At 70.6% G+C, this 23,377-nt stretch carries 20 protein-coding genes and 1 tRNA gene; 6 read left to right on the forward strand and 15 right to left on the reverse strand.

Features of this window, described 5'->3' with window-relative positions; translation table 11 throughout:
- Positions 1–5 precede the first annotated feature (5 nt).
- Positions 6–716, reverse strand: a complete 711-nt coding sequence (locus tag ACYU7L_RS04885) for a hypothetical protein (protein WP_460794150.1) — start codon at positions 714–716, stop codon at positions 6–8.
- 163 nt (positions 717–879) lie between these two features.
- Here ACYU7L_RS04885 and ACYU7L_RS04890 point away from each other — a divergent pair, with 163 nt between their 5' ends.
- Both ACYU7L_RS04890 and ACYU7L_RS04895 read left to right on the forward strand, forming a co-directional pair.
- The gene (locus tag ACYU7L_RS04890; protein WP_460794152.1) at positions 880–1,392 is read left to right on the forward strand and encodes a peptidylprolyl isomerase; all 513 of its coding nucleotides are present in this window, start codon (positions 880–882) and stop codon (positions 1,390–1,392) included.
- A gap of 11 nt (positions 1,393–1,403) precedes the next feature.
- Positions 1,404–2,354: a rhomboid family intramembrane serine protease gene (locus ACYU7L_RS04895; RefSeq protein ID WP_460794153.1), complete on the forward strand. Its 951-nt coding sequence runs from the start codon at positions 1,404–1,406 to the stop codon at positions 2,352–2,354.
- Positions 2,355–2,535: 181 nt separating this feature from the next.
- Here the strand turns inward: ACYU7L_RS04895 and ACYU7L_RS04900 are convergent, their stop codons facing one another.
- Positions 2,536–2,997, reverse strand: coding sequence for a cell division protein CrgA (locus tag ACYU7L_RS04900; RefSeq protein ID WP_460794154.1), 462 nt, complete (start codon positions 2,995–2,997; stop codon positions 2,536–2,538).
- Positions 2,998–3,065: 68 nt separating this feature from the next.
- Here ACYU7L_RS04900 and ACYU7L_RS04905 point away from each other — a divergent pair, with 68 nt between their 5' ends.
- On the forward strand, positions 3,066–3,920 hold the full coding sequence (locus ACYU7L_RS04905) for a DUF881 domain-containing protein (RefSeq protein ID WP_460794155.1): 855 nt from the start codon (positions 3,066–3,068) through the stop codon (positions 3,918–3,920).
- A gap of 19 nt (positions 3,921–3,939) precedes the next feature.
- Here ACYU7L_RS04905 and pknB read toward each other — a convergent pair whose 3' ends face one another.
- From pknB to ACYU7L_RS04940, 7 genes are read right to left on the reverse strand one after another with little or no spacing between them, the layout of a single operon-like run.
- Entirely contained in the window at positions 3,940–5,718 is a 1,779-nt protein-coding gene (gene pknB, locus ACYU7L_RS04910) for a Stk1 family PASTA domain-containing Ser/Thr kinase (protein WP_460794156.1), read from the reverse strand.
- A 13-nt stretch (positions 5,719–5,731) separates the two neighbouring features.
- Positions 5,732–7,324, reverse strand: a complete 1,593-nt coding sequence (locus tag ACYU7L_RS04915; protein ID WP_460794157.1) for a protein kinase domain-containing protein — start codon at positions 7,322–7,324, stop codon at positions 5,732–5,734.
- Positions 7,321–8,781 carry a peptidoglycan D,D-transpeptidase FtsI family protein gene (locus tag ACYU7L_RS04920; RefSeq protein ID WP_460794158.1) on the reverse strand — a complete coding sequence of 487 codons (1,461 nt, stop codon included), beginning with the start codon at positions 8,779–8,781 and terminating at the stop codon, positions 7,321–7,323. Before ACYU7L_RS04920 ends, ACYU7L_RS04915 begins: the two co-directional genes overlap by 4 nt.
- Positions 8,778–10,178, reverse strand: coding sequence for an FtsW/RodA/SpoVE family cell cycle protein (locus ACYU7L_RS04925; RefSeq protein WP_460796578.1), 1,401 nt, complete (start codon positions 10,176–10,178; stop codon positions 8,778–8,780). Before ACYU7L_RS04925 ends, ACYU7L_RS04920 begins: the two co-directional genes overlap by 4 nt.
- A gap of 11 nt (positions 10,179–10,189) precedes the next feature.
- On the reverse strand, positions 10,190–11,620 hold the full coding sequence (locus tag ACYU7L_RS04930; protein ID WP_460794159.1) for a PP2C family protein-serine/threonine phosphatase: 1,431 nt from the start codon (positions 11,618–11,620) through the stop codon (positions 10,190–10,192).
- Positions 11,621–11,627: 7 nt separating this feature from the next.
- A complete protein-coding gene (locus ACYU7L_RS04935) occupies positions 11,628–12,119 on the reverse strand; it encodes an FHA domain-containing protein FhaB/FipA (RefSeq protein ID WP_460794160.1) in 492 nt (163 codons plus the stop codon).
- Positions 12,112–12,855 carry an FhaA domain-containing protein gene (locus ACYU7L_RS04940; RefSeq protein WP_460794161.1) on the reverse strand — a complete coding sequence of 248 codons (744 nt, stop codon included), beginning with the start codon at positions 12,853–12,855 and terminating at the stop codon, positions 12,112–12,114. Before ACYU7L_RS04940 ends, ACYU7L_RS04935 begins: the two co-directional genes overlap by 8 nt.
- A 252-nt stretch (positions 12,856–13,107) precedes the next feature.
- Here ACYU7L_RS04940 and ACYU7L_RS04945 point away from each other — a divergent pair.
- The 3 genes from ACYU7L_RS04945 (at position 13,108) to ACYU7L_RS04955 (ending at position 15,996) form a co-directional block, all read left to right on the forward strand.
- Positions 13,108–13,191 (forward strand) — tRNA-Leu (locus tag ACYU7L_RS04945).
- Positions 13,192–13,351: 160 nt separating this feature from the next.
- A complete protein-coding gene (locus tag ACYU7L_RS04950) occupies positions 13,352–14,119 on the forward strand; it encodes a hypothetical protein (RefSeq protein ID WP_460794162.1) in 768 nt (255 codons plus the stop codon).
- Between the two features lie 356 nt (positions 14,120–14,475).
- Entirely contained in the window at positions 14,476–15,996 is a 1,521-nt protein-coding gene (locus ACYU7L_RS04955; protein WP_460794164.1) for an HNH endonuclease signature motif containing protein, read from the forward strand.
- Between the two features lie 112 nt (positions 15,997–16,108).
- Here ACYU7L_RS04955 and ACYU7L_RS04960 read toward each other — a convergent pair whose 3' ends face one another.
- The 6 genes from ACYU7L_RS04960 to ACYU7L_RS04985 all read right to left on the reverse strand — a co-directional run bounded on the left by ACYU7L_RS04960 (position 16,109) and on the right by ACYU7L_RS04985 (position 23,361).
- Complete coding sequence (locus ACYU7L_RS04960; RefSeq protein ID WP_460794166.1) at positions 16,109–18,541, reverse strand: M48 family metalloprotease; 2,433 nt, start codon at positions 18,539–18,541, stop codon at positions 16,109–16,111.
- 10 nt (positions 18,542–18,551) lie between these two features.
- Positions 18,552–19,031, reverse strand: a complete 480-nt coding sequence (locus tag ACYU7L_RS04965) for a hypothetical protein (protein WP_460794168.1) — start codon at positions 19,029–19,031, stop codon at positions 18,552–18,554.
- Between the two features lie 170 nt (positions 19,032–19,201).
- Positions 19,202–19,480: a hypothetical protein gene (locus ACYU7L_RS04970; RefSeq protein WP_460794169.1), complete on the reverse strand. Its 279-nt coding sequence runs from the start codon at positions 19,478–19,480 to the stop codon at positions 19,202–19,204.
- A complete protein-coding gene (locus ACYU7L_RS04975) occupies positions 19,464–20,288 on the reverse strand; it encodes an SPFH domain-containing protein (protein WP_460794170.1) in 825 nt (274 codons plus the stop codon). Before ACYU7L_RS04975 ends, ACYU7L_RS04970 begins: the two co-directional genes overlap by 17 nt.
- Entirely contained in the window at positions 20,285–20,941 is a 657-nt protein-coding gene (locus ACYU7L_RS04980) for a hypothetical protein (protein WP_460794171.1), read from the reverse strand. The genes ACYU7L_RS04975 and ACYU7L_RS04980 overlap by 4 nt, the downstream gene beginning before the upstream one ends.
- Positions 20,938–23,361: a nitric-oxide reductase large subunit gene (locus ACYU7L_RS04985; RefSeq protein ID WP_460796581.1), complete on the reverse strand. Its 2,424-nt coding sequence runs from the start codon at positions 23,359–23,361 to the stop codon at positions 20,938–20,940. Before ACYU7L_RS04985 ends, ACYU7L_RS04980 begins: the two co-directional genes overlap by 4 nt.
- Positions 23,362–23,377 lie beyond the last annotated feature (16 nt).

Here is a 23,377-nt window from a genome sequence, read left to right on the forward strand (position 1 = left end):
GTGACTCAGGCGCGGTTGTCGGGGTCGATGTCGATGACCTCGGCAGGAGCGTCGGGCGTGGTCGGCCGGTGCGGCTCGTCGGTCGCGTCCGAGAGTGCCTCGTCGGGCGACGCGGCCGCGCGGTCGTCCTCCTCGACGGCCGCAGCCGCGGTGGCGACGGGGCTGGCGGGGGTGGTCGGCGAGGTCGTCTGGGACGGCGGCGTCGGCGTGTAGGACGACTGCCAGTTGTCCGACGACTTGTCGGCCGTGAGCTTCTTCACGACGAACGCGGCCAGCCCGGCGAACAGGCTGAACAGCACGATCTTGCGCAGCTTGCCGCCCTTGGGCTCCGGCTCCGGCTCGGCCTTCAGCTCGGCGATCTTCGTGGCGGCGAGCTCCTTGCCGTGCGCTGCCTTCTCGGCGGCGTACGCCGCGCCGACGGCGGCGCCGGCCGCGGCCTTGGTGCGGCCCTCGGCGATGAGGGGGGTGGCCTTCTCACGTGCCTCGGCGGAGAGCTCGGCGGCACGCTCACGCGCGTCGGCCAGCATCGGCGCCGCCTTCACACGTGCCTCGGCGGAGAGCTCGGCAGCGCGCTTCTGTGCGTCGGCCAGTGCGGGACCGGCCTTCTCCTTGGCGGTGACCAGCGCGGACTCGATCTGGGGGCGAACGGACTCGGCGAACTCAGTCGCCTGGTCGATGGCCTGGTCGATGACGGACTTCTTCTTGCGGATGCCCATGGTGGCCTTCCTCTTGTCGTGTCACATTCATTCGATCATGCCCGGACAAACGGGTCCCGACACGCGGAACCCGGGGGCTTGTGCTGTTGCAGTACCCACAATGGCCGGGTTGGTCGATCGTGGGAGGATCGAACCCGCATCAATCGTCCATCGAGAGGCAGACATGGCTGACCTGCAGGCCACCATCAAGACCAACCAGGGTGACATCGTCATCAACCTGTTCCCCAACCACGCACCGGAGACGGTCGACAACTTCGTCGGCCTCGCGGAGGGGACCAAGGACTACAAGGCCGACGGTGGCAAGACCGGTCCGTTCTACGACGGCCTCGGCTTCCACCGCATCATCGCGGGCTTCATGCTCCAGGGCGGCTGCCCGCTGGGCACCGGCACCGGCGGCCCGGGCTACACGTTCAAGGACGAGCCGCACCCCGAGCTCGTCTTCGACAAGCCCTACCTGCTCGCGATGGCCAACGCCGGCCCCGGCACCAACGGCTCGCAGTTCTTCATCACCACCGGCACCGCGCCGTGGCTGAACTTCAAGCACACCATCTTCGGTGAGGTCGCCGACCAGGCGTCGCGTGACGTCGTGGACGCCATCGACAAGGTCAAGACCGACGGCCGCGACCGCCCGATCGACCCCGTCGTCATCGAGACGGTCCAGGTCGTCCGCTCCTGAGCACGCCCCCTATGTCCGGGCAACCGGCCCCGGGGGACGGGGTGCCGACCTGCTATCGGCACCCCGACCGGGAGACCTACATCCGCTGCCAGCGGTGTGATCGGCCGATCTGCCCCGACTGCATGCGCGACGCCGCCGTGGGCTTCCAGTGCGTGGGGTGCATCGCCGAGGGGGCGCGCGAGACGCGCGCCGGGCGTGCGCCGTACGGCGGGAAGCCGTCGGCCAACCCGGCACTGACCTCGATCGTGCTGATCGTGATGAACGCCGGGGTCTGGTTGGCGCTGCTCGCCACCGGAGGGCAGGCCAGCTCGTGGTTCTATCGCCTCGCGCTGTCGCCCATCGGCACCTGTGAGTCGCGGCAGAAGGCTGACGGCACCTTCGCCCTGGACTCGGAGTCCGCGTGCCTGAGGTGGACGAACCCGCCCGGGGACGGACTGTGGACGCCCGGTGTCGCCGACGGCGCGCTGTGGCAGATGCTCACCAGCGCGTTCGCCCACGTCGAGCCGATGCACATCGGCTTCAACATGCTCGCGCTGTGGGTCCTCGGACCCCAGCTGGAGCAGGCGATCGGGCGGGTGCGCTTCCTGGCGCTCTACCTGCTCTCCGCGCTCGCGGGGTCGGTCGTGGTCCTCTGGCTGGCGTCAGAGACCAGCGCGACGCTCGGTGCCTCGGGAGCGATCTTCGGGCTGATGGGCGGGCTGCTCGTCCTGACGCTCAAGGTGGGAGGCAACGCCACGCCCCTGCTGGGCTGGATCGGCATCAACGTGGTGATCACGGTGCTCGGGAGCCAGTTCATCTCCTGGCAGGGCCACCTCGGGGGACTGATCGGCGGTCTGCTGTCCGCCGCGATCATCCTCTACGCCCCACGGGCGGGCCGGTCGGTGTGGCAGGCGGTGGGGCTCGGCGCCCTGCTGCTCCTCCTGATCGCGGCCACGGCGCTGCGGGTGGTGGCCCTCGGCTGATCGGCCCCAGGGCTTGTGCACAGCCTGTGGATAACCGGTGAATAACACCGCTGTAAGTTCTCCACAGGAGTTATCCCCAATGTGGACAAACCCCTATATCGGGTACGACGAAGGCCCGGACCGAACGGTCCGGGCCTTCGTCGTCGCAGCACTCAGTTGGGCCCTCGGCGGGGGAGTCGGCTCACTCCCAGCGGGTGGCGTAGGCGAAGCCCACGGCCATGAAGCCGATGCCGACGACGAGGTTCCACTGGTCGAGGTCGTTGAGGACCCAGACGTCGTCGAGCTTGGTGCCACTGAAGACATAGAACGTGCAGATCCACAGCAGGCCGATCAGGAAGCAGCCGAGCATCCCGACGACCACGCCGCGCCCGCGGCCCAGGGGCGTCGAGGGGTGGGCGGCCACGCCGAGGCCGACCATGATCATCGCGAAGCCGATGAGGTAGTTCCACTTCCCGATGTCCATGAAGGCGGGCCCGCCGGGCTCGGCGTCCGACAGCGGCGCGACGCGCACGGTCGAGTAGTAGAAGGCGATCCACGCGATGCCCACGGCGACGAGCACCAGCATCAGCAGGAAGCGGACCGAGAACACCTTCCCCGCGATGGGATCGATGTCGGTCGGATGGTGGGCCTTCGGCTTGGACACCAGAACTCCTTGGCTTCACGGACGGGCTGACGGTGATTCCTCACGCGTCGCGGGCTAGCGTAGTCGTCATGACTCCCGGTTCTCACGCTGACCACCCGGACGCGCCGGACGCGTCGGGAGCGAAGGCGTCGCGAGGAGGACGGATCCGCCGGTTGGGGGCTCTCGCGGTCTCGCCGCTGACCGGCCCGCGTGGCAGCGGCCGGCGCACCTGGCGGGTGGCCACCCCCCTCGTCTTCGCGCTGAGCGGCGCGCTCTTCGTGGCGAGTGCCGAGAACAGCCAGGGGACCGATCTGCGGCCCGGGCGCTACACCGACCTGGCCTCCCTGGTGAGTGCGGAGAGCAAGCAGGTCGAGGAGAAGCGCGATCGGGTGGCCGAGCTGACCGAGGACATCGAGAAGCTCAGCCAGAGCGTCGATGACACCACCGTGCGCCGCTACCGCCATCGCATGCAGCGACTCGAGGATCCTGCGGGCCTGGTCCCCCGCGAGGGCCCCGGCGTCACCGTCACGCTCTCGGACTCACCGGACACGGTGCCCGAGGACACCCCGGAGAACCTGCTGGTGGTGCATCAGCAGGACATCCAGGCGGTCGTCAACGCGATGTGGAAGGGCGGCGCCAGCGCGATCACGATCGCCGGTCAGCGGATCGTGTCGACCACCGGGATCAAGTGCGAGGGCAACTCCGTGCGGCTGCAGAGCGTCCCCTACCCCCAGCCGTTCGTGATCTCCGCGGTCGGTGATCAGGGGGAGATCCTGGCCGCGCTGGCGGCGGACGACGACGTCTCCACCTATCGCGAGCAGTCGCAGAACCCCGAGATCCTGATCGGCTGGGACCTCGATCTCGACTACGACATCACCGCCCCGGCCTACGACGGCCTGGTCGACCTGCAGTACGCCGAGGCCGTGCCCGACACCGACGCCTGATCGGGTCCTCAGGCGGTCGTCAGGGGGTCGGCAGGTCCGTCGGCGGTCCTGGCGGGGTCTCACTCGGCGTCTCGGTCGGGGACGGCGTCTCGCTGGGCTTCTCCTCGGGCACGAAGGAGGAGACGACCAGGAACACGGTCGCGCCGTTGGCGGCGGTCTCGCTGCCCAGCGGGTTCTGCTCGAGGACCGTGCCCTTCTTCTCTTCCGTGTCGTCGCTCTCGATGACCTTGACGACGAAGTCCGCGGCCTCGATCAGCTCGGTCGCCTTCTTGACGTCCATGCCGACGACGTTCGGGACCTCTTCGGGACCGTCGGAGTAGAAGACGGTGACCACGGTGCCCTCGGCGACGGCCGTGCCCGGGGCGGGTTGGGTCTCGAGGACCTCGCCCCGATCCTCGTCGTCCTCGCGCTCGACCATCTTCACCCCCAGCCCGGCCTCGCGCAGGGTGTCCCGGGCCGCGATCCTGTCCTGCCCGAGGACGAAGGGGACCTCGACCTGCGGCTTGCCCAGGGACACCGTGAACGACACGGCGGAGTCGGCGTCGACGAACGAGCCGGCCGTCGGGTCCTGGTCGATGACCTGGCCCGAGGGGACGTCGTCGCTGCTCTCCTCGTCGATGCCTCCCACGGTGAGGCCGACATCGCCGATGGCGGCGCGGGCCTCCTCCTCGGTCATCGTGCTGAGGTCGGGGACCTGGATCCGCTCGGGCGCCGACTGCGCGACGAGGTACGCCGCGACGCCGCCCAGGACCAGCAGCAGCAGGGCTGCCAGCGCGATCAGCCACGCGCGACCGCCGCGCTGCTTCTCCTCCTCGGGGCGGTACGGCGTGGCGGCGGCGACGCTGGTCGGGTGCTGTCCGGTCGAGGCGGCCGGGAACTGATCAGTGGGGTCGGCGGCGACGGCGGGAGCCTGGACGGGCCGGCCGGCGAGGTAGCGCTCGATGTCGCTGCGCATCGCGGCGGCGCTTTGATAGCGGTCCTCGACGCGCTTGGCGAGCGACTTCATCACGATGGCGTCGATCTCCGGCGGGAGATCGGTGTCGTGGTGCGACGGGGGAGTGGCTGGCTCGCGCACGTGCTGGTAGGCGACCGCGACCGGGCTGTCGCCCATGAACGGCGGGCGGCCGGTGAGCAGCTCGTAGAGCAGGCAGCCGGTCGAGTAGACGTCGGAGCGGGAGTCGACGGTCTCGCCGCGGGCCTGCTCGGGGGAGAGGTACTGCGCGGTGCCGACGACCGCGGCCGTCTGGGTCATCGCCGACGAGGCGTCGGAGACGGCGCGGGCGATGCCGAAGTCCATCACCTTGATGTCGCCCGACGGGGTGAGCATCACGTTGCCGGGCTTGATGTCGCGGTGGATGATCCCCGCGCGGTGGGAGTAGTCGAGGGCGGACAGCACGCCGCTGGTGATCTCGAGCGCGCGCTCGGGCAGGATCTTGCGGCCCTCGCGCAGGATCTCGCGCAGCGTGCGCCCCGCGACGTACTCCATCACGATGTAGGGCTGGGCGACGCCGGCGTGGCCGTGGCCGTCGGGCTCCGACCACTCCTCGCCGGTGTCGTAGACCGAGACGATTGCCGGATGGTTCAGGGAGGCCGACGACTGCGCCTCGCGACGGAACCGCGCCTGGAAGGTCGAGTCGCTGGCGAGGTCGGTGCGCAGCCGCTTGACCGCGACCGTGCGCCCTAGCCGGAGGTCGGTGCCCTTGCGGACCTCGGCCATGCCGCCTCGTCCGAGCAGCTCGGCGAGCTCGTAGCGTCCGCCTACGAGCTTCGGTCCGGGGGTGGACCCCTGGTTCGTCATCGGTGCTGCCCTCTCACCCTGCGCTCGGGCTCTGCGTCTGGGGGGTCACTTGCATGTCGGGAGTGGTCTGGGGACGGGCGTCGGGCGCGGTGGTGCCGGCGTCGCTGGGCGCGCTGGTGGCGGGCTGCGTCGGGGTCGGCGACGGGCTGTCGCTCGGGGTCGGCTCCGCGGAGGGCTCCGTCGGCTGGGGCTCCGGTTCGGGCTCCGGCTCGGGCTCCGGCTCCTCGGGGACCGGCCCCCAGAAGGTGACGGTGACGGTGTCGCCCTCGCTGAGGCTGCCGCTCGGGTTGACGCCCTCGACGAGGTTCTCGCCCTCGTCACCGGGGTTGCCGACCTCCTCGGTGCGCACCTCGAGCCCGAGGCCGTCGAGCTCGGCCTCGACCTCGTCGACGTCGCGTCCGAGATAGTCGTCCTCGTCGATCTCGATGGTGGCGTCCTGGCTCGGGTTCTGCGTCGCGGAGCGGGTTGGGCGCTGGGTCGGCTCCCGGTTGGGCTCGGTGTCGTCGTCCTCGCCTCCGAAGAGCAGGAACGCGATGAGCACCAGCACGGCGACCGCGGCCCCGAGCAGCATCCAGGGCCAGACGGACTGCTTGCCCTCGTCCTCCTCCCGAGGCGGCGCCGGCACCGGCCCGGTGGGCTGGGCGGGGAGGGCGCCGGTCGCCGGCATCACCTGGGTGGCGTCGGCAGCCGGTACGGCGGCTGCCGCCCCCAGGACCGTGGTGCGCTCGGCCGCCGAGCCGGCGCCGGCAGCGGCGCCTGCCGGGTCCCGGAAGGCGGCGGCGAGGCTGGCACCGTCGGGGAAGCGGTCGGCAGGGTCCTTCGCCAGCGCCCGGCGTACGACGTACGCGAGGTCGGCGGGGACGAAGTCGGGCAGCTCGGGCACCGGCTCGCGCAGGTGGGCCAGCGCAGTGGTGACCGGGGTGTCGCCGACGAACGGGCGTCGGCCCGCGAGGCACTCGAAGGCGACCACGCCGAGGGAGTAGACGTCGGAGGCGGGCGTGGCGGTCTGGCCACGCGCCTGCTCCGGGGAGAGGTACTGCGGGGTGCCCATCACCTGTCCGGTCTGGGTGAGCGCCATCCCCTCCATCGCCCGGGCGATGCCGAAGTCGGTGATCTTCAGCGTCTTGTCGGGTGTGACGAGCAGGTTGGCCGGCTTCACGTCGCGGTGCACGATCCCGGCGACGTGCGCGGCGCCGATCGCGTCGGCGGCCATTGCCATCAGGCTCTGCGTCGCGCGCGCGTCGAGCGGGGAGCCAGGGCGCAGCAGCGCGGAGAGCGGCTGGCCGTCGACGAGTTCCATCACGAGGTAGGGCCTCGGGACGCCGGAGCCGTCGAGCGAGGAGGCCTCGCCGAAGTCGAACACCGCGGCCACGCCCGGGTGGTGCAGGGCGGCGGCGTGCCGGGCCTCGGTCTCGAAGCGGGAGCGGAAGGTCGCGTCGTCGGCGTACTCCGCCTTGAGCAGCTTCACGGCCACCACGCGATCGAGCACGGTGTCGCGGGCGCGCCACACCTCGCCCATCCCACCCGTCGCGATCCGCGACTCCAGCTGATAGCGGTGCGCGTCGTCGACGAAGCGTCCGCTGGTGCCGGTCTCGGGTCCGTTCACTGGTCCATCACCGCCTCCATGACTGACTTGGCGATCGGTCCACCGAGCTGGCCACCGGCGATCTCGGTGATCGAGGAGTCCAGGTCCTCGAGCATGACGGCGACGGCCACCTCACGGTCGCTGTCCTCGTCCTTGGCGAACGACACGAACCAGGCGTAGGGACGGCACTCGTCACAGCTCTCCGCCGTGCCGGTCTTGCCACCGACCTCGACGCCGGGGATGGCGGCCGGGGTCGCCGTCCCGCTCTCGACGGTGGCCACCAGCATCTTCTGCAACTCGGTGGCGGTGGACGACTCCACGGCCCGGGAGAGCTGCTCGGGGTCGATCTTGTCGAGGACCTCGAGGTCGGGTGAGCGGACCTCGTCGACGACGTAGGGCTTCATCACCACTCCGCCGTTGGCGATGCCCGCGACCACCATCGCCATCTGCAGCGGCGTGGCCCGCACGTCCCACTGGCCGATCCCGGTCAGCGCGTTCTGGGCGGCGTCGGCGTTGTCGGGATAGACGCTCTGCGCCATCGGCAGGTCGTCGAGGTAGGTGCTGTTGAACCCGAACGCCTCGGCCTGGGCGCGCATCTTGTCGGCGCCCAGCTCGTCGGCCAGGGCGAGGAAGGTGGTGTTGCAGGACTGCTGCATGGCCTGGGTCATCGGGATCTTGTCGGTGCCACAGCTGCGGCCGCCGTTGCCGATCGAGGTGGAGGTCAGCGGGAGCTCATAGCTGGCGCCGCCCGGCACGAGAGCGTCGGCGTCGTAGTTGCCGGTCTCGATGGCCGCCGCCGCGGTGACCAGCTTGAACGTCGACCCGGGGGGCAGCGTGGTCTGGGTGGCGCGGTTGAGCAGCGGCTCGTCGTCGGCGGAGTTGAGCTGCTTGTAGACCTTGTCGACCGCGCCGAGGTCGTGGTCGGCGAGCCGGTTGGGGTCGTAGGTCGGCAGCGAGACGGAGGCGAGGATCTTGCCGGTGGACGGCTCGAGCGCGACCACGGCGCCCCGGGTGCTGCCGCCGAGGGCGGTGAGGCCCTCGTAGGCCGCGTCCTGGGCCTGCCGGTCGATGGTGAGCTGCACGCTGCCCCCCTCGGGCTCGGCGTTGCTGAGCAGGTCGACGAGTCGGTTGACGAAGAGTCGGGAGTCGTCGCCCGAGAGCACGGCGTTCTGGGTCCGCTCGATGCCGGCCTGGCTGAAGAAGGAGAAGTAGCCGGTCAGGTGGGCGTACTTCAGCGGCGCGGGGTACTTGCGCTGGAACTGGTACTTGTCGTCGGAGGGGACGCTCTCGGCCACGGTGTCGCGCTCGACGATGATCGCGCCGCGCTCGCGGGAGAACGCCGCCTCGACGACGCGGCGGTTGCGCGGGTCGTCGCCGAGCTCGCCGGCGCGGACGTACTGCAGCCAGGTCGAGTTGATCATCAGCGCCGCGAAGAGCAGCAGGCAGAAGACCGCGATCGTGCGGATCGGCTTGTTCACCCGAGCTTCACCACCTGGGTGGCCTCGTCGTCGTGCTTGGTGAGGTCGACCGACAGGTCGGGCACGGGACGGCGGGCCTGGTCGGAGATGCGCAGGAGCAACGCGATGATCACCCAGTTCGCGACGAGGGAGGAGCCGCCGTAGGAGAGGAAGGGGGTGGTGAGGCCGGTCAGCGGGATCAGCTTGGTGACGCCGCCGATGACCACGAAGACCTGCAGGGCGAAGACGCCGGCGAGGCCGGTGGCCAGCAGCTTGCCGAAGCCGTCGCGGCAGACCAGGGCGGCGCGCAGGGCCCGCTCGACGATCAGGCCGTACATCAGGATCACGGCCATCACCGCGGTGAGGCCGAGCTCCTCGCCGATCGCCCCGATGATGAAGTCGGACTCGGCGTAGGGCACCCGGTCGGGGCTGCCCCCGCCGAAGCCGCGGCCGATCAGCCCGCCCCAGGCCATCCCGAACATCGACTCCACGATCTGGCCGCTGCCGGGGGACTGGTCGTAGTAGTCCATCGGGTCCAGCCAGATGTTGACGCGGTTCTGCACGTGCCCGAAGAGCGAGTACGCCGCGAAGGCGCCGCTGAAGAAGAGCAGCCCGCCCACGACGAGCCACCCGGGGCGCTCGGTCGCGACGTACAGCAGGATCAGGAAGAGGCCGAAGAACAGCAGGCTGGAGCCGAGGTCGCGCTGGAAGACGAGGATGCCGAGGCTGATCGCCCACATCGCGAGGATCGGGCCCAGGTCGCGGCCGCGGGGGAGGTCGATGAAGACCAGGCGTCGCCCGGCCAGGGCCAGCGCGTCACGGTGCAGCACGAGGTAGCCCGCGAAGGCGACGACGAGCAGGACCTTGGCGACCTCGCCCGGCTGGAAGCTGAACGGTCCGACGTTGATCCAGATCCGCGCGCCGTTCACGCTCTTGCCGATGATGGGCAGCATCGGCAGCAGCAGCAGCACGATCGCGGAGAGGCCGCAGGTGTAGGTGAAGCGCTGCAGGACCCGGTGGTCGCGCAGGAACACCAGGGCGCCCACGAAGAGCGCGACCCCCAGCGTCATCCAGATCAGCTGCTGGGGGGCGTTGCTCGTGTCCTCGGCCAGGTCCAGGCGGTGGATGACCGCGAGGCCGAGGCCGTTGAGGGCGGCGACGACGGGCAGCAGCACCGGGTCGGCGTACGGCGCGGTGAAGCGGACGACCACGTGGGCGGCGACGACGAGCGCGGCCAGCCAGCCGCCGTACCCGATCAGGTTGGTGGGGACCTCGCCGTTGACGCCCAGGCCGACCGCGGCGTAGGCGCCGATGCCGACGAGCAGGGCGAGCACGAGCAGGAAGAGCTCCGCACCGCGCCGACGTCGGTGCACGAAGCCCATCAGGGAGCCGGGCTGAGCTGCATGCTGCCGGGCCATCTGGTGCCCACTCACCCGAGCTCCGTGCCGGTCAGCGGCTGGCTGCTCTCACTGGGCTCCGACGGCGTGGGGGTGTCGCTGGTCCCGGGTGTGGAGGTCGGGTCCGAGGTGGCCTCGGGATCCTCGTCCGTGGGCGCGTCGCCCTGCTTCTCGGCCAGGTTGTCGACGATGCGGCGGGCGTCGTCGAGGCCGTCGGCGGGGATGCCCTCGCGGACCTGCGTGGCGTGATAGCTCGAGAGCCGGTTGAGCTCGACGTCGGTGTCCTCGTAGGCGTGCGAGAGCTCCAGGCCAGGGATGTCGGCGTCGAGGCCGCGATAGATGGAGACCACGCCGTCGTTCTCGGCGACGTAGTACTGGCTCTGGCTCCATGACCAGGCCGCGGCCACGACCACCCAGAGGAGGCCGATCACGACCAGGCCGAGCAGGGCGCGCTTGAGCCACACGAAGCGCCGCGGCGGCCGGGGGGCGTAGCGCATCTGCTCGGGGTCGAGCGGGTCCGAGGGGATCGCGAAGGGTACGTCGGGCGGCAGGTCGGCCTCGACGGCCTCCAGCTCGCCGGTGTCCCCGGAGCGGTGACCCCGGAAGAGCCCGCCCGAGCGGCGGCGGGGGAGGTCGGCGGCCGCACCGACGAGCAGCGGCTGGAGCTCCTCGGCGCCTTCGGCTGCCTCCTCCGACTGCTCGGCGGCGACGACGTCGGCGACGACGCAGGTGACGTTGTCGGAGCTGCCGGCCTCCAGGCTCGCGCGGACCAGCTCGACCGCGGCGTAGTCGGGGCTGCCGGTGCCGAGGATGTCGGCCAGCCGGGCGTCGTCGAGGACGCCGCTCGCACCGTCGCTGCACAGCAGCAGCCGGTCGCCGGCGGCCAGGTCCACGTGGAAGAGGTCCGGGTCGGTCTCGTGGACGCCGTCGAGCGCCTTGAGGATCAGGTTGCGGTGGGGGTGCACCCGCGACTCGGGCTCGGTGATCCGGCCCTCGTCGATCAGGCTCTGGACGAACGTGTGGTCCTTGGTGAGCTGGGCCAGCGTGCCCTGACGCAGCAGGTAGGCGCGGCTGTCGCCCACGTGGGCGACGCCGATCTGGTGGCCGTCGAAGAGCGCCACGGTCGCCGTGGTGCTGGTGCCGTTGAGCGCCGGGTCCTCGTCGACGAGCTCGGCGATCCGGTCGTGGGCGCGGTGCAGGGCACCGGCGACCAGGGCCAGCAGCTCCTCGCCGGTCGCACCCGTCGTGGGGGGCTCGTCGAGCTTGCGCAGCTGCTGCACGGCCGTGCTGGAGGCGACGTCGCCGCGCGCGGCACCGCCGACCCCGTCGCAGACGGTGAGCAGCCACGGCCCGGCGTAGCCGGAGTCCTGGTTGTCCTTGCGGACCCGTCCGACGTCGGAGAGCGCGGCATACCTCAGCCGCAGCGTCGTGGCCATGTCCGGCGTGGAATCGGTCGAGGTCATCGTGGCCTTACTTGCGCAGCTCGAGGATCGTCTTGCCGATCCGGACCTGGGTCCCGAGATTCAGGGTCGTGGGCTGGGTGATGCGGGCGCTGCCGATGTAGGTGCCGTTGGTCGACCCGAGGTCCTCCACGAACCACTGGTCGTTGGAGGCCGCGATCCGCGCGTGGCGGGTCGAGACGTAGTCGTCGTCGAGCCGGATGGCGGCGTCACTGCCGCGCCCGATCAGCACCGGCGCCTGGTCGAGGTCGGCGCGCTCGCCGGCGTTCGCCCCCTCCACCACGAGGACGTGGGTAGGCGCGCCGCGCTTGCGGCTCGGGGGCTTGCCGGACTTCTGGGCCGCCTTCTGGCTCTTGCGCGCCGCGCGGTCGGCGGCCCGGTCGGCCTGCGGGACCCGGGCGCCGAACATGTCGGAGCGGATCACCGAGACCGCGGAGATCACGAAGATCCACAGGATCGCGAGATAGGCGATGCGGATCAGGAACAGCGTCAGCTCAGACACCGCCGGCCTCCCCGTCGGTCACGAAGCGGACGGTCATGGTGGTGTTGCCGATCTTCACGCTCGACCCGTCGTCGAGAGGGGACTGGGCGACCTTGGCGCCGTCGACGAGCATGCCGTTGGTCGAGCCGAGGTCGCGTACGGCGAGCTGCGGCAGGCCGTCCTGGCGCTCCCCGACGCGGAACTCGATGTGGCGCCGGCTGATCCCCGGGTCGTTGATCCGGATGTCAGCGTCGGTGCCCCGGCCCACGACGGCCCCGGACGAGGGGAGCGGGTGCCGGGTCCCGTTGATCTCCAGCACGGCCCGGGTGCGTCGTACGGCACCGGTCGAGGGGCCGGTGGGGGGGACATTGGGGTTGCTGGTCACCTTGGCCTGGGCGCGGCTGCGGATCCGGAAGCGGCCGGTGGTGAGGTCCTCGGCCGTCTCGAACGCGATCGACACCGGGCCGGGGAACACATAGCTCTGCTGCTCGGCGTGGTCGCGCAGCGTGTTGGTGAGCTCGGTGGCCATCGCGGAGTCGTACGGCGCGAGCCGCTCGAGGTCGGTGGCGGAGAGCTCCACGTGGAAGTCGTTGGGGACCAGTCGCCGGTCGCGGCTGAGGATCTGCGCGTTGTTGTCGACCTCGCGCTGCAGGGCCGCGGAGATCTCCACCGGCTGCACCGCGCTACGGAACGCGCGGGCGAAGACGCCGGAGATCATCTGCTCCAGCCTGTTCTCGAAGTCCTGGAGCTTGCTCACCGTCCGCCTCCTCTCGTCGTCCGCCTCCGGCGGCTGCCGGCCACGTGCCTGCACCGTCGTACCCCGTTGGTGGGGACTTGAGACGCAGGGCGAAGGGTCCCGGCACACCGGGACTGCGACCGATGGTAGCGATGTGGGCCGCACCGGCGGGGGACCCGCCCTCGCAGGTCCCTCGAGAGGCCACGTGGCAGCGGGCCTGCCACGCTGGTTTGGGAATGTCGGCGGCGCTGGGATAACCTTCGGATGCTTCACGCGCGAGTGGCGGAATAGGCAGACGCGCACGGTTCAGGTCCGTGTGTCCGAAAGGACGTGGGGGTTCAACTCCCCCCTCGCGCACGTGATGAAGGCCCCGGGTTCTCCCGGGGCCTTCGTGCATTTCAGCCCCCATTCCTGAGGCTGACGAGCGAGTGTCACCGCGGTGGAGGAGGAAGGCACGACTGCGCACATCCGCAAGTTCGATGATGTGAGGTGAGGTGTGGTCGTCCTAGCATCCTTTGTGACGACCGTCGAGCACGGCACTCTCTCGCGGAGGCACATGGTGATTGGGTTTGGAGCAATTTTGGCACTCGCCGCGCCGGGGCTGGTGCTCTCGCCGGCACCTGTGGTTGCGGCTGGTGACGGACTGTCGCCCGTGGGTTGGGCTTGCATCGGCGTTGTCAGGGCCAACGGTGATCTCGGTGACGAGTTGAGCCTGCAGAACGCCACGTTCACCGGGGGGACCCTGGGAGACGACCAATCCGGCGAGTCCAACGGAGCTGGGCCGGTGCAGCCCGGAGAGAGAATCCCTGTGTGGTGCGGGTTCACGGGCGACGACGGTCTCTCGGACAACTGGGGTTGGATGTACGGCGGGCCCGGGAACGACTGCGTCGGTGAGAACTGGCTGGTCTTCAAGGGCGGCACCGGCCAGGACTGCGCAGGACCGAACGAGGCCTACTTCGCAGGCGGGCCGGGCGATGACCACGCCGGCCCCAACTCGAGCGGTCGCTTCGACGGGGGGCAGGGCAACGACTATGTCGAGGTCGTCAACGGCGGGGTGTTCAACGGAGGGCCCGGCAACGACTACATCCCCGTGGGCTCGGTCAACGACGGAACCTTCAATGGCGGTGACGGCCAGGACCGGGTCGCAAGGAACGACGGCATCGTCAACGGCGGGCGAGACGCCGACCTCGTCATCGTCAACAACGGCATCTTCAACGGCGGCCCGGGTTGGGACGTGGTCAAGGAGAATCACGGCACGTGCAAGGGTGTCGAGCAAGGGTGCTGAGCCGTCTCGAGCGGCGGCTGTCCTAGCCTCCCCGGCTACCGACCGTCGACGACCGCGTACGTCGTCCTCGAGGTAGGACTCCACCTCGAGGACGAGCAGGGTGTCAGCAGCGCCCGACGTGCCGATCCCCTGCGATCCACGCCGCCTGTGCTTGTGGCGAGCGCGTTCTCGTTGTGGTCTTGGTACTAGTTGACCGTCCGACGCTGGTCGGGCAGGTTGCGTAGGCCCGTTCGTTGGTCGAGCAGGTTGCGCAGCAACCGACGTCGAGACCCACCCGCGAAAAAAGTTCTCCACAGTCTGCGCGTCGCCCCGCTTCTGGCCCTGGGAATGTCGGTGGTCGCAGATCCAATAGATCCATGACCCAGACAGCCCCCGACACCGCCGCCGCGGTGCTCGAGGCTGCCCGGGCACGCCGCACCACGGCCGACCGGGCCGAGGTCGAGCAGCTCCAGCTCGCCGTCGACTGGGCCGCCATGCACTCGGTCGACTCCCTCGCCGACGCCGCGCTGGTCCACGACGGTTACGGCGACCACGGCCTCCCCATCGCCGGGGAGGGTGCCCCTTTGGTGGCGGAGTTCGCGATCACCGAGTTCGCTCTCGCCGTCGGCATGTCCACCGACGCCGGCAACCGCTACGTCGGCCAGGCCGTGGAGCTGCGCTACCGCCTTCCCAAGGTGTGGGCGCGGGTGTGTGCCGGTGATCTGGTGGCGTGGAAGGCGCGACGGATCGCGGACGCCACGATGAGCCTCGTGCCCGAGGGCGCGGCGTTCGTGGACCGTCACGTCGCATCGGTGGCCCACAAGATCGGTGTCGCTGCCCTGGATCGGTTGATCGAGGAGGCCCGGGTCCGGTTCCAGCCCGAGGACGCCGAGCAGCGCCGCCGCAACGCGGCTGACGGTCGCTGTTTCGATGTGGACACCGACCAGGTGTCCTACGACGGCACCATGCAGATCCGCGGCGAGCTGGACATCGCGGACGCGATGGACCTCGACGCCGCCGTGACAGCGGGTGCAGAGGCGCAGCGTGCCCTGGGCTCGGAGGAGCCCCTCGGTGCCCGTCGGGCGAAGGCGGTCGCGGACCTCGCCCGCCAACAGCTGGCGTTCGACCTCAACAACACCGCTGCCGAGCCCGGCACCACCGACGATGTCGCCGCACCGGCTCAGCGCGGTGGATCCGACTCACCCACCAGCGCTCCCGATCAACCGCGCTCATCCTCTACGACCTCCGACAGTGCGGCCCCCACGCGCGGGACAGCGCGTCGTCCCCGCCAGGTGGTGCTCTACGTCCACCTCTCCCACGACGCCCTCCGCGCCCGGGGCCTCGACAACAGCGTCGACGCTGATGGCGATGGGGGCCGGAACGGGATCCACCTCGCCCGGGTGGAGAACACCCGCTCCTTCGTCTCGGTCGACCAGGTCCGCGACTGGTGCTCCAACCCCGACACCCAGGTCACCGTGAAGCCGGTCATCGATCTCGAGGACCACGTCCACGTCAACGCCTACGAGGTCCCCGACCGCCTCGTCGAACGCGTCGCGTTGATCAACCACAGCTGCGTGTTCCCGTGGTGCACCCGACCAGCCCGCAAGCTCAGACCTGATGGGCACCGTGCCGACTGCGACCACGTCCGAGAACACGCCGCCGGCGGAAGCACCTGCTCCTGCAATCTCGCCCCGCTATGCCGGCGGCATCACCGGCACAAAACCCATTCGCCGTGGACCTACACCGTCATCGACCCCGGCACGTATCTGTGGACCAGCCCGCAGAGATATCAGTACCTGCGTGACCACACCGGGACACTCGACGTCACCCGCGACCGCCCTCGACGTGCGGCCGAGGCGCAGGACCCCGCTCCCGACGTACCCCCGCCGGACCGGTAGCTGCACCGCTCCACGCCCCGCCGCAGGCAGCATTCGGCGGGGCCACCGGCACGCCCAGCCGCCGACCTCAGCGCCCCTGCGGTTGAGCGCAAGCGCAGCGAGGAGCCCGCGCCTATGGTCCCACCGCCTCGCTGAACGTCGAGACCCACGCATACAGCGCCCGATCCGCAGCGCCCGCCGCGTCGGCGTAGGAGACGACCGGCTCGCGTCCGTCGAGCACATCTGCCTGGACGATCAGGAGCATCCGCTCGCTCAACAGCAGGGACAGGAGTGCGGCGTGCACCTCCGCAGCCGGTCCGGCGCTGACGTCCTGGTCGCGCACGGCGGCCAGCATCTCGTCGTACTGCGGGACGATGTCGGAACGGATCCTGTTCACCGCCTCGGGCGTTGGCGCGGACATCGCTGCCTGGAGCTCAGCGCTGGCCTCGTCCCGCTGCGTCAGGATGGGAGTCACGTCGGCCACGTAGTCCTCCAGTGCGGAATCCATGGTCCCGGCCGGCGTGGGGTCGCCGACGATGGCCGGTGGCGCCAGGACCAGGACTCCCGCAGCCAGGGCCAGGGTCGCCATGGCCCCGGCTGCGAGCCTCGTCCGGGGGCCGGGGCGACCGGCGAGCCGAACCGCCAGCCACACCAGGGCGATCGGGACGGCGGCCACCAGCGTGACCACCGCGCTGGAGTCACGACCGAACCGCCAGACGTCACTGACCGGCAGGGTGCTGTCGAAGAGCAGGCTCTCGTAGGCCACGATGCCGGCCCAGGCCACCACGGCCGTGAGACCGGCGGTGGCGAAGGCCCCGGTCAACCGGGCGGTCCCGCGGGACGCAGCGGTGGCAGTGGCAGCGAGCGCCGCACACGCGACCGTGATCCACAACAGTGCGAGCCAGTAGCGCCACACCCGGTCCGGATCGCCGTCGAGGTCGACCCGCAGCCGCGTCACCAGACCCAGCAAGGGCGCCAGAGTCCCGAGGGCAGCCGCGGTCCGCAACATCGGAGCCGCCCACGTCTGCCGGACCCTCGCGCCCGCTGCCCGTGTCGTGACCTGTGTCGTGAGAAGGGCACCCAACCCCACCATCGCAGCCACGACGGCGAGAGCGCGGGCACTGTCGCTGCCCGCGATCGCATGGAGAGGGTGGTCGAGGACCACGTCGAAGGTGTGCAGCCGGATCAGCTCGACAGCCGGCATCAGCGCGGCGGCCACGAGCGCCACCGTGGCCGCAGAGAGGGTGACGCACGCCGTCGTCGTGAGGCGAGGCCAGCGATCGCCGACTGCCTCCGTCAGGGTCTGCGCAAGGTCAGCCGCCCAGAACACGAAGGCACCGACGACCACAGCCGTCACGAGCGAGCCGGCCAGGTCTGCGCCGGCATGCCGGAGCAGACCCGTGTTGGCGAGCGACAGCGTCGACCCGAGGGCCAGACCGGCTGCGAGCCCGATGGAGGCTCGGGTCACGTGCGAGAGTCCGCCACCGCAGCCGGCCCATCGGGTCAGGCTGGCGCCCACGTAGGCGCCCACCAGCGAGAAGACGGCCACGTGGGCGAGCAGCGCGCCGTTCTGCGCACCCCACCCCGTGGTGGACGCGAGGTCGCCGATCAACGGCAAGCTCCAGGCAGCGGTCACGCCCACAGCGGCGTGCTCACCCCACACCAGACGCCCGAGCCGAGCCGGCTCCCTCACCACCCGGGTCCGCGCCGCGACGCTGGGGTGCAGGGGAAAGACGCGTCGTACGCGCGCCGATGGCGCCGATGGCGCCGCCCAGGTCCGCAGCAGGTCCTCGCGGTGCTCGTCGGTGATGGCGGCCCGAACGTCGGCGTAGTGCTCGCGCGTGCGCAGCAGATGCGCGCGCTGGCCATAGACGACGAGGGCGAGGATCCCCACTCGCACGAGGTACTCCGGCACGAGGGAGTAGTCCGGACGGACGATCCGCCAGGCCAGCGGCACCGCGAGCGCCGCGACGAGGACGAACCACACGACGATGGCGAAGTACGCCGGAACCACGTCGCGGTGGGCGATGTGCGCGAGCTCGTGGCGCAGCACTGCGTCGAAGGCGGCCGGTCGTCGTCGAGCGGCGCCGAGCAGCGCCGGACTCACCGCGATCCGGTAGGCGCCCGGACGGCCGTAGGAGAGTGCGCGGGTCTCGGAGTCCGTCGGGTTCCACATGAGCACCGGCTCGCGACGGAGCCCTGCCTCGGCGACCAGGGTCGCGTACCGCTCGAGAGCGACCGGGGAGTCGTCGGCCACCACCGGCACCCAGCCGTGGCTGCGCTCCAGCCACCACGGCGCGAGCTGCGTGAGCACCGCGGCCAGCAACAGGACCGCGAGCGGTGGGACCGCCAGCCACGTCCAGGTCGGGAGGACCTCACCCGGCTCCGCGGTGCTGAGGAACATCCAGTTGCCGACGAACGCAGCACTGACGGTGGTCATGACCACCAGCAGCACGAAGCGCAGCGTCGTGCCCGCCGGCTGGCGCAGTACGTCGAGCGCGGTCGGCGCGGCCGCGGTGAGCGAGGCCACGGGCCCCGTCGGGGGACCGGCCTCGAGCGTCCTCATCGTGCACCGCTCAGGTGACGGGAACGGCCAGGCGACCGGCGACGGCGTCCGAGACCAGGTCGGCGTCAGCCCTCTCGAGACCCAGGTCGAGGCACGTGGACAGTGTCACCTCGCGGACCCTCCGAACGACGTCGAGGGAGAGCGCCTTCACCACGACGGGGTCCGGGGACTCACCGTCGTGCCCGAAGAGCCGACGGACCCAGCCCTTGATGCGCGGACGCAGCTCCTCCCCGGCCGCCTCGGTCAGCACCCCCGTCAGGTAGCGCACGGCTGCGGTCGCCGCGGCCACGACGTACGGCGTCAGGACCACGACGACGCCCTCGACCCCGAAGGCCGTCAGGTCGTCGTGCGGTGCCTCGCTCCGGTGGGTGCCCTCGAGCCAGGCGCGCTCGTCGGAGCTGAAGACACCCATCTCCTCGGGCGCCGCGTCTTGGAGGACGTCCCGTGTCAGCTGGGCGACGAAGTCCTGCTCCTCAGGACTCGGCAGCATGCTCTGATCGAATGAACCCGACATCGCCACTCCCCCGGTCCCGCGGCGAGGGCCGGTGCCCGGGACCTACGCAGGCGCCCCCGCCTGACCGTATGGACCGATCGTGACCCCGCGGGGCGGCTGCGGACCAGAGGCGAACGACCCCGAGGGGCGACTCGCTTCGGCGTCGGTCAGCGCTCGCGCAGCATCCGGCGTACGCCGAGCATCAAGAGCACGACTCCGACGCCGCCGACCACCAGACCCCCGAAGAGGGCCAGGTAGATCGGATCGAGGTCGTCGGTGTCCGTCGTGCTGCCGATCATCGTCCCGATCAGGAAGCCGAAGAGCGGTCCCAGGGCGGCGATGACGCCGCCGCCGATGACCAGCCAGAGCCCTGGCGGCATCGGGGTCAGGACGATCTGGCGTCCGGGGGCGATGCCGCTGGGGCTGGTCTCACGCTCGGAGGTCATCGGAGGTCCTTTCCGTGGCGGTCGCACCGGGGGCATGACCGTTGACGGTCGGCGGGGTCTTGCGGACGGCCTCCAGGAACGGGCCGACGATGTCCATCGGGAGGGGGAAGACCACGGTCGAGTTCTGGTCGGCGCCGAGCTCGAGCAGGGTCTGCAGATAGCGCAGCTGGAGGCTCGCCGGGCTCTCGCTGAGCACCATCGCCGCATCCCGCAGCTCGTGCGAGGCCTGCAGCTCGCCGCGGGCGTTGATCACCTTGGCCCGGCGCTCGCGCTCCGCCTCGGCCTCGCGGGCCATCGCCCGCTGCATGGCCTCGGGGATCTCGACGTCCTTGATCTCCACGACGTCGACCTGCACGCCCCAGCCCTCGGTCTGGGCGGCGATGGAGTGGGCGAGGTCCTCGTTGAGGTCGGCGCGGTGGGCGAGCAGCGTGTCGAGGTCGGCGCGACCCACGACCGAGCGCAGCGTGGTCTGGGCGATCTGGGAGGTGGCCACGGCGTGGTTCTCCACCGCCATCACCGACCGGATCGGGTCGGTGACCCGGAAGAGCACGACGGCGTTGACGCGGGCGGGCACGTTGTCGCGGGTGATCACCTCCTGCGGGGGGATCGTCAGCGCCACCACGCGCAGGTCGACGCGCACGAGCTTGTCCAGGCCGGGCAGCACCACCTGTACGCCCGGGCCGAGCGCCTCGCGGAGCCGGCCGAGGCGGAAGGCGACCCCGCGCTCGTACTCCTTGATCACGCGCACCGAGCTGACGACCAGGAGCAGCACCAGTGCGAGCGCGAGTCCGATGAGGGCCCAGGTCATGGCCGGCCCTCCTTCGGCGCACGCCGGTCGGAGCCGTAGACGGGGCGGCGGCCCTGCCACTGCACGGCCACCGCCTCGCGCTCCAGGAGGGAGGCGTCCAGCGTGCGGGTGGCCATCCCCTCGGGGAGGAAGACCGGCGAGCGACGCAGGTGCGACCACAGCGGCAGGCTCACGAGGAGGGCCAGCACCACGGCGGTGCCGAGCACGATCAGGCTCGCGGCGCCCGGACGGGTGGCCGCCGTGGCCACCGGCCAGGCGAGACCCATCACCACGACGAAGCAGGCGATCCCACGATGGAACCTCGCGGCCTCCGACGCCGGCCACGAGTCGACCGCGCGGTGCACCTCGCGACCCGACATCGAGGGGGTGCAGGTCTCCTTGACGGGGCAGGAGTTGCAGATCGTCGGCGACCCCCGATAGCGCATCACCCGGTGGTCCGGGTCGAAGGACTGCGGCCAGAGGAGCTGGTCCTGCGGACACTGCCAGGCGTCGTGGTCCTCGTGGTAGGTGAAGCCGAAGGTGGCGCCGCCCTCGGCCGCCGAGGCCGCCCGCCGAGCGAGCCAGTCGATGACGTAGGCCAGCCCCACCAGCAGCAGGCAGTAGCCGCTGGCGAGCCAGACGTCGACGCCCACCGTCGAGAGCGAGCCGGTCACAGGTCCCCACCCTCCTCGCGCCGATCGGAGCGGTAGCGGCTGTTGGGGGCGATCGGGTCGGCGTCGCCCTCTGCCCGGGCCGCCACGCCGGCCGGCACACCGGTCCGGTCCGCCGCGGCCTCCGGGTGCTCCTCCACATAGAGCGTCTCGGGCGGCAGCTCGGTGGTGGTCGCCTTGATCCCGTGCCGGACCCCGAGCCAGGTGATCCACAGGAACGGCAGGATGCCGCCGAGGATGAAGATGACGTCGCCGGGCATCCGCATCCACTCGAGTACGGCGTTGCCGGGCTCGGTGATGTAGCCCAGGGCCCGGGCCTCGTAGTAGCCCTCGTTGACCGAGTGCCACAGCTGCAGCACGCCCAGGGGCAGCAGGGTCACGAAGACCATCCAGGCCAGCCCGATGTTGAGCGACCAGAAGGAGATCTTGGCGAGCTTGTCCGGCCACTTGGCCGCGGGGACGATGTAGCGCAGCGCGAAGAGCGCCAGGCCGACCGCCATCATCCCGTAGACCCCCATCATGGCGCCGTGCGCGTGGTTGGCCGTCAGCGCGGTGCCGATCTGGTAGTAGGACACGATCGGCAGGTTGATGAGGAACCCGAAGACGCCCGCGCCCACGAAGTTCCAGAAGCCGACCGCCACCAGGAACATCACCGCCCACCGGTGCGGGAACGGCGCGCTGCTGCGGGTCTGCTGGCGCGATCCCAGCTGCAGGAACGTCCAGGCCTCGACGGTCAGGAAGGTCAGCGGGATGACCTCGAGCGCGGAGAAGAACGCGCCCAGGGCCATGTGCTCCACGGGGGTCCCCGAGAAGTAGAGGTGGTGCATGGTCCCCAGCACGCCGCCGGCGGAGTAGAGGATCACGTCGAGGAAGATGATCTGGATCGCGATCTTGCGCCGTACGACGCCGAGCATCACGAAGATGTAGGCCACCATCACGGTCGTGAAGAGCTCGAGGAAGTCCTCCACCCACAGGTGCACCACCCAGAAGCGCCAGAACTCGGCGACGGTCAGGTGCGACTCGGTGCGAGCCAGCATCCCCACGGCGTAGAAGGCGGGGATCGCCAGGCCTGCGTAGAAGAACAGCCACGGCATGTTGAGGCGGTGCTCGGTGGCGAGCCGGGAGCGGATCGCCCGATAGATGATCGCGATCCAGAGGAAGAGCCCGACGATCAGCAGCATCTGCCAGAACCGCGGCAGGTCGAGGTACTCCCACTGCATGTCGAAGAACATCGAGCCCTTCGCCCAGTCGGCCCCGAAGATGCTGATCGCCTCGCTGATCATCGAGCCGAACACCACGATGGCGACGGCGACCAGCAGGCCCCACGCGAGCCAGTGCTGACGACGCGGCTCGCGCCCGGAGACGATCGGGGCGAGGAAGATCCCGGCCGCCAGGAACGAGGCCGCCGTCCACAGCAGCGAGAGCTGCACGTGCCAGGTGCGGGCCAGGTTGAAGGGCAGGATCTGCGCGAGGTCGAAGCCGAAGAAGCTGGCCAGGTCGGCGCGGTAGTGCTCGATCGCCGCACCCAGGGTGGCCTGGCCGAGGAACAGCACCGCGACCACGAAGAAGAACCAGGCCGTCACCTTCTGGGCCGGAGTGATCTCCACGTCCCCCGGTTGCCGGAAGGCGAGGGCGGGCTGCTCGCTGGCGTGCCAGCCGATCTGCCGGCTCCAGCGGCCGTAGAGCGCGAACAGCGCGCCGAGCCCGACGAGCAGGGCGATCAGCGAGAGGCCGGACCACACGACGATGTCGGCGGTCGGGGTGTTGTCGACGCGGGGCTCCGGGGGCCAGTTGTTGGTGTAGGAGTAGCTGTGGCCCGGTCGCTCCGCCGCCCCCGCCCAGGCGGTCCAGGAGAAGAACGCCGTGAGCTCGTGGATCTCCTGCTCATCGGTGATCGCCTTGGGGATCAGGCCGTACTTCGTGCTGTCCTCGCCGAAGTAGTCGGCGTAGTAGTCGCGGTTCGCCTCGAACGCCGCCACCTGCTCGTCGGTGAAGACCAGCTCGCCCGAGCCCTCGTCGTACCGGTTCTCCCGGAGCATGTCCGCCGTCGCCTCGCTGGGGTCCTGGGTGCCGGCGTCGGTGAGCGACTCCTTGATGTGGTCGGCAGACAGTCGCAGGTACTCCGCGGTGTAGTCGGGGCCGAGGTAGCCGCCGTGACCCATCACCGAGCCGTACTGCTGCAGCCCGCGACGCAGGAAGGTCTGCTGGCCGGCCGTGACCTGCTCGGCGGTGTAGAGGACCTCGCCGCTCTCGTCGACCACGGACTCGGGCAGCGGCATCGAGTCGGTGTAGGTGCGGACGGCGAGCATGCCCATCACGAAGAAGCCGAAGATCATCACCAGGGCGATGCCCTGGACCCATCCCCTGGAGAGGTTGAGCTCGGCCTTCTCGCCGGTGCCGCCCCGCTGAGCCTGGTCCGTCACATGGTCTGACATGTGG

Source organism: Nocardioides pacificus, from assembly GCF_054775955.1.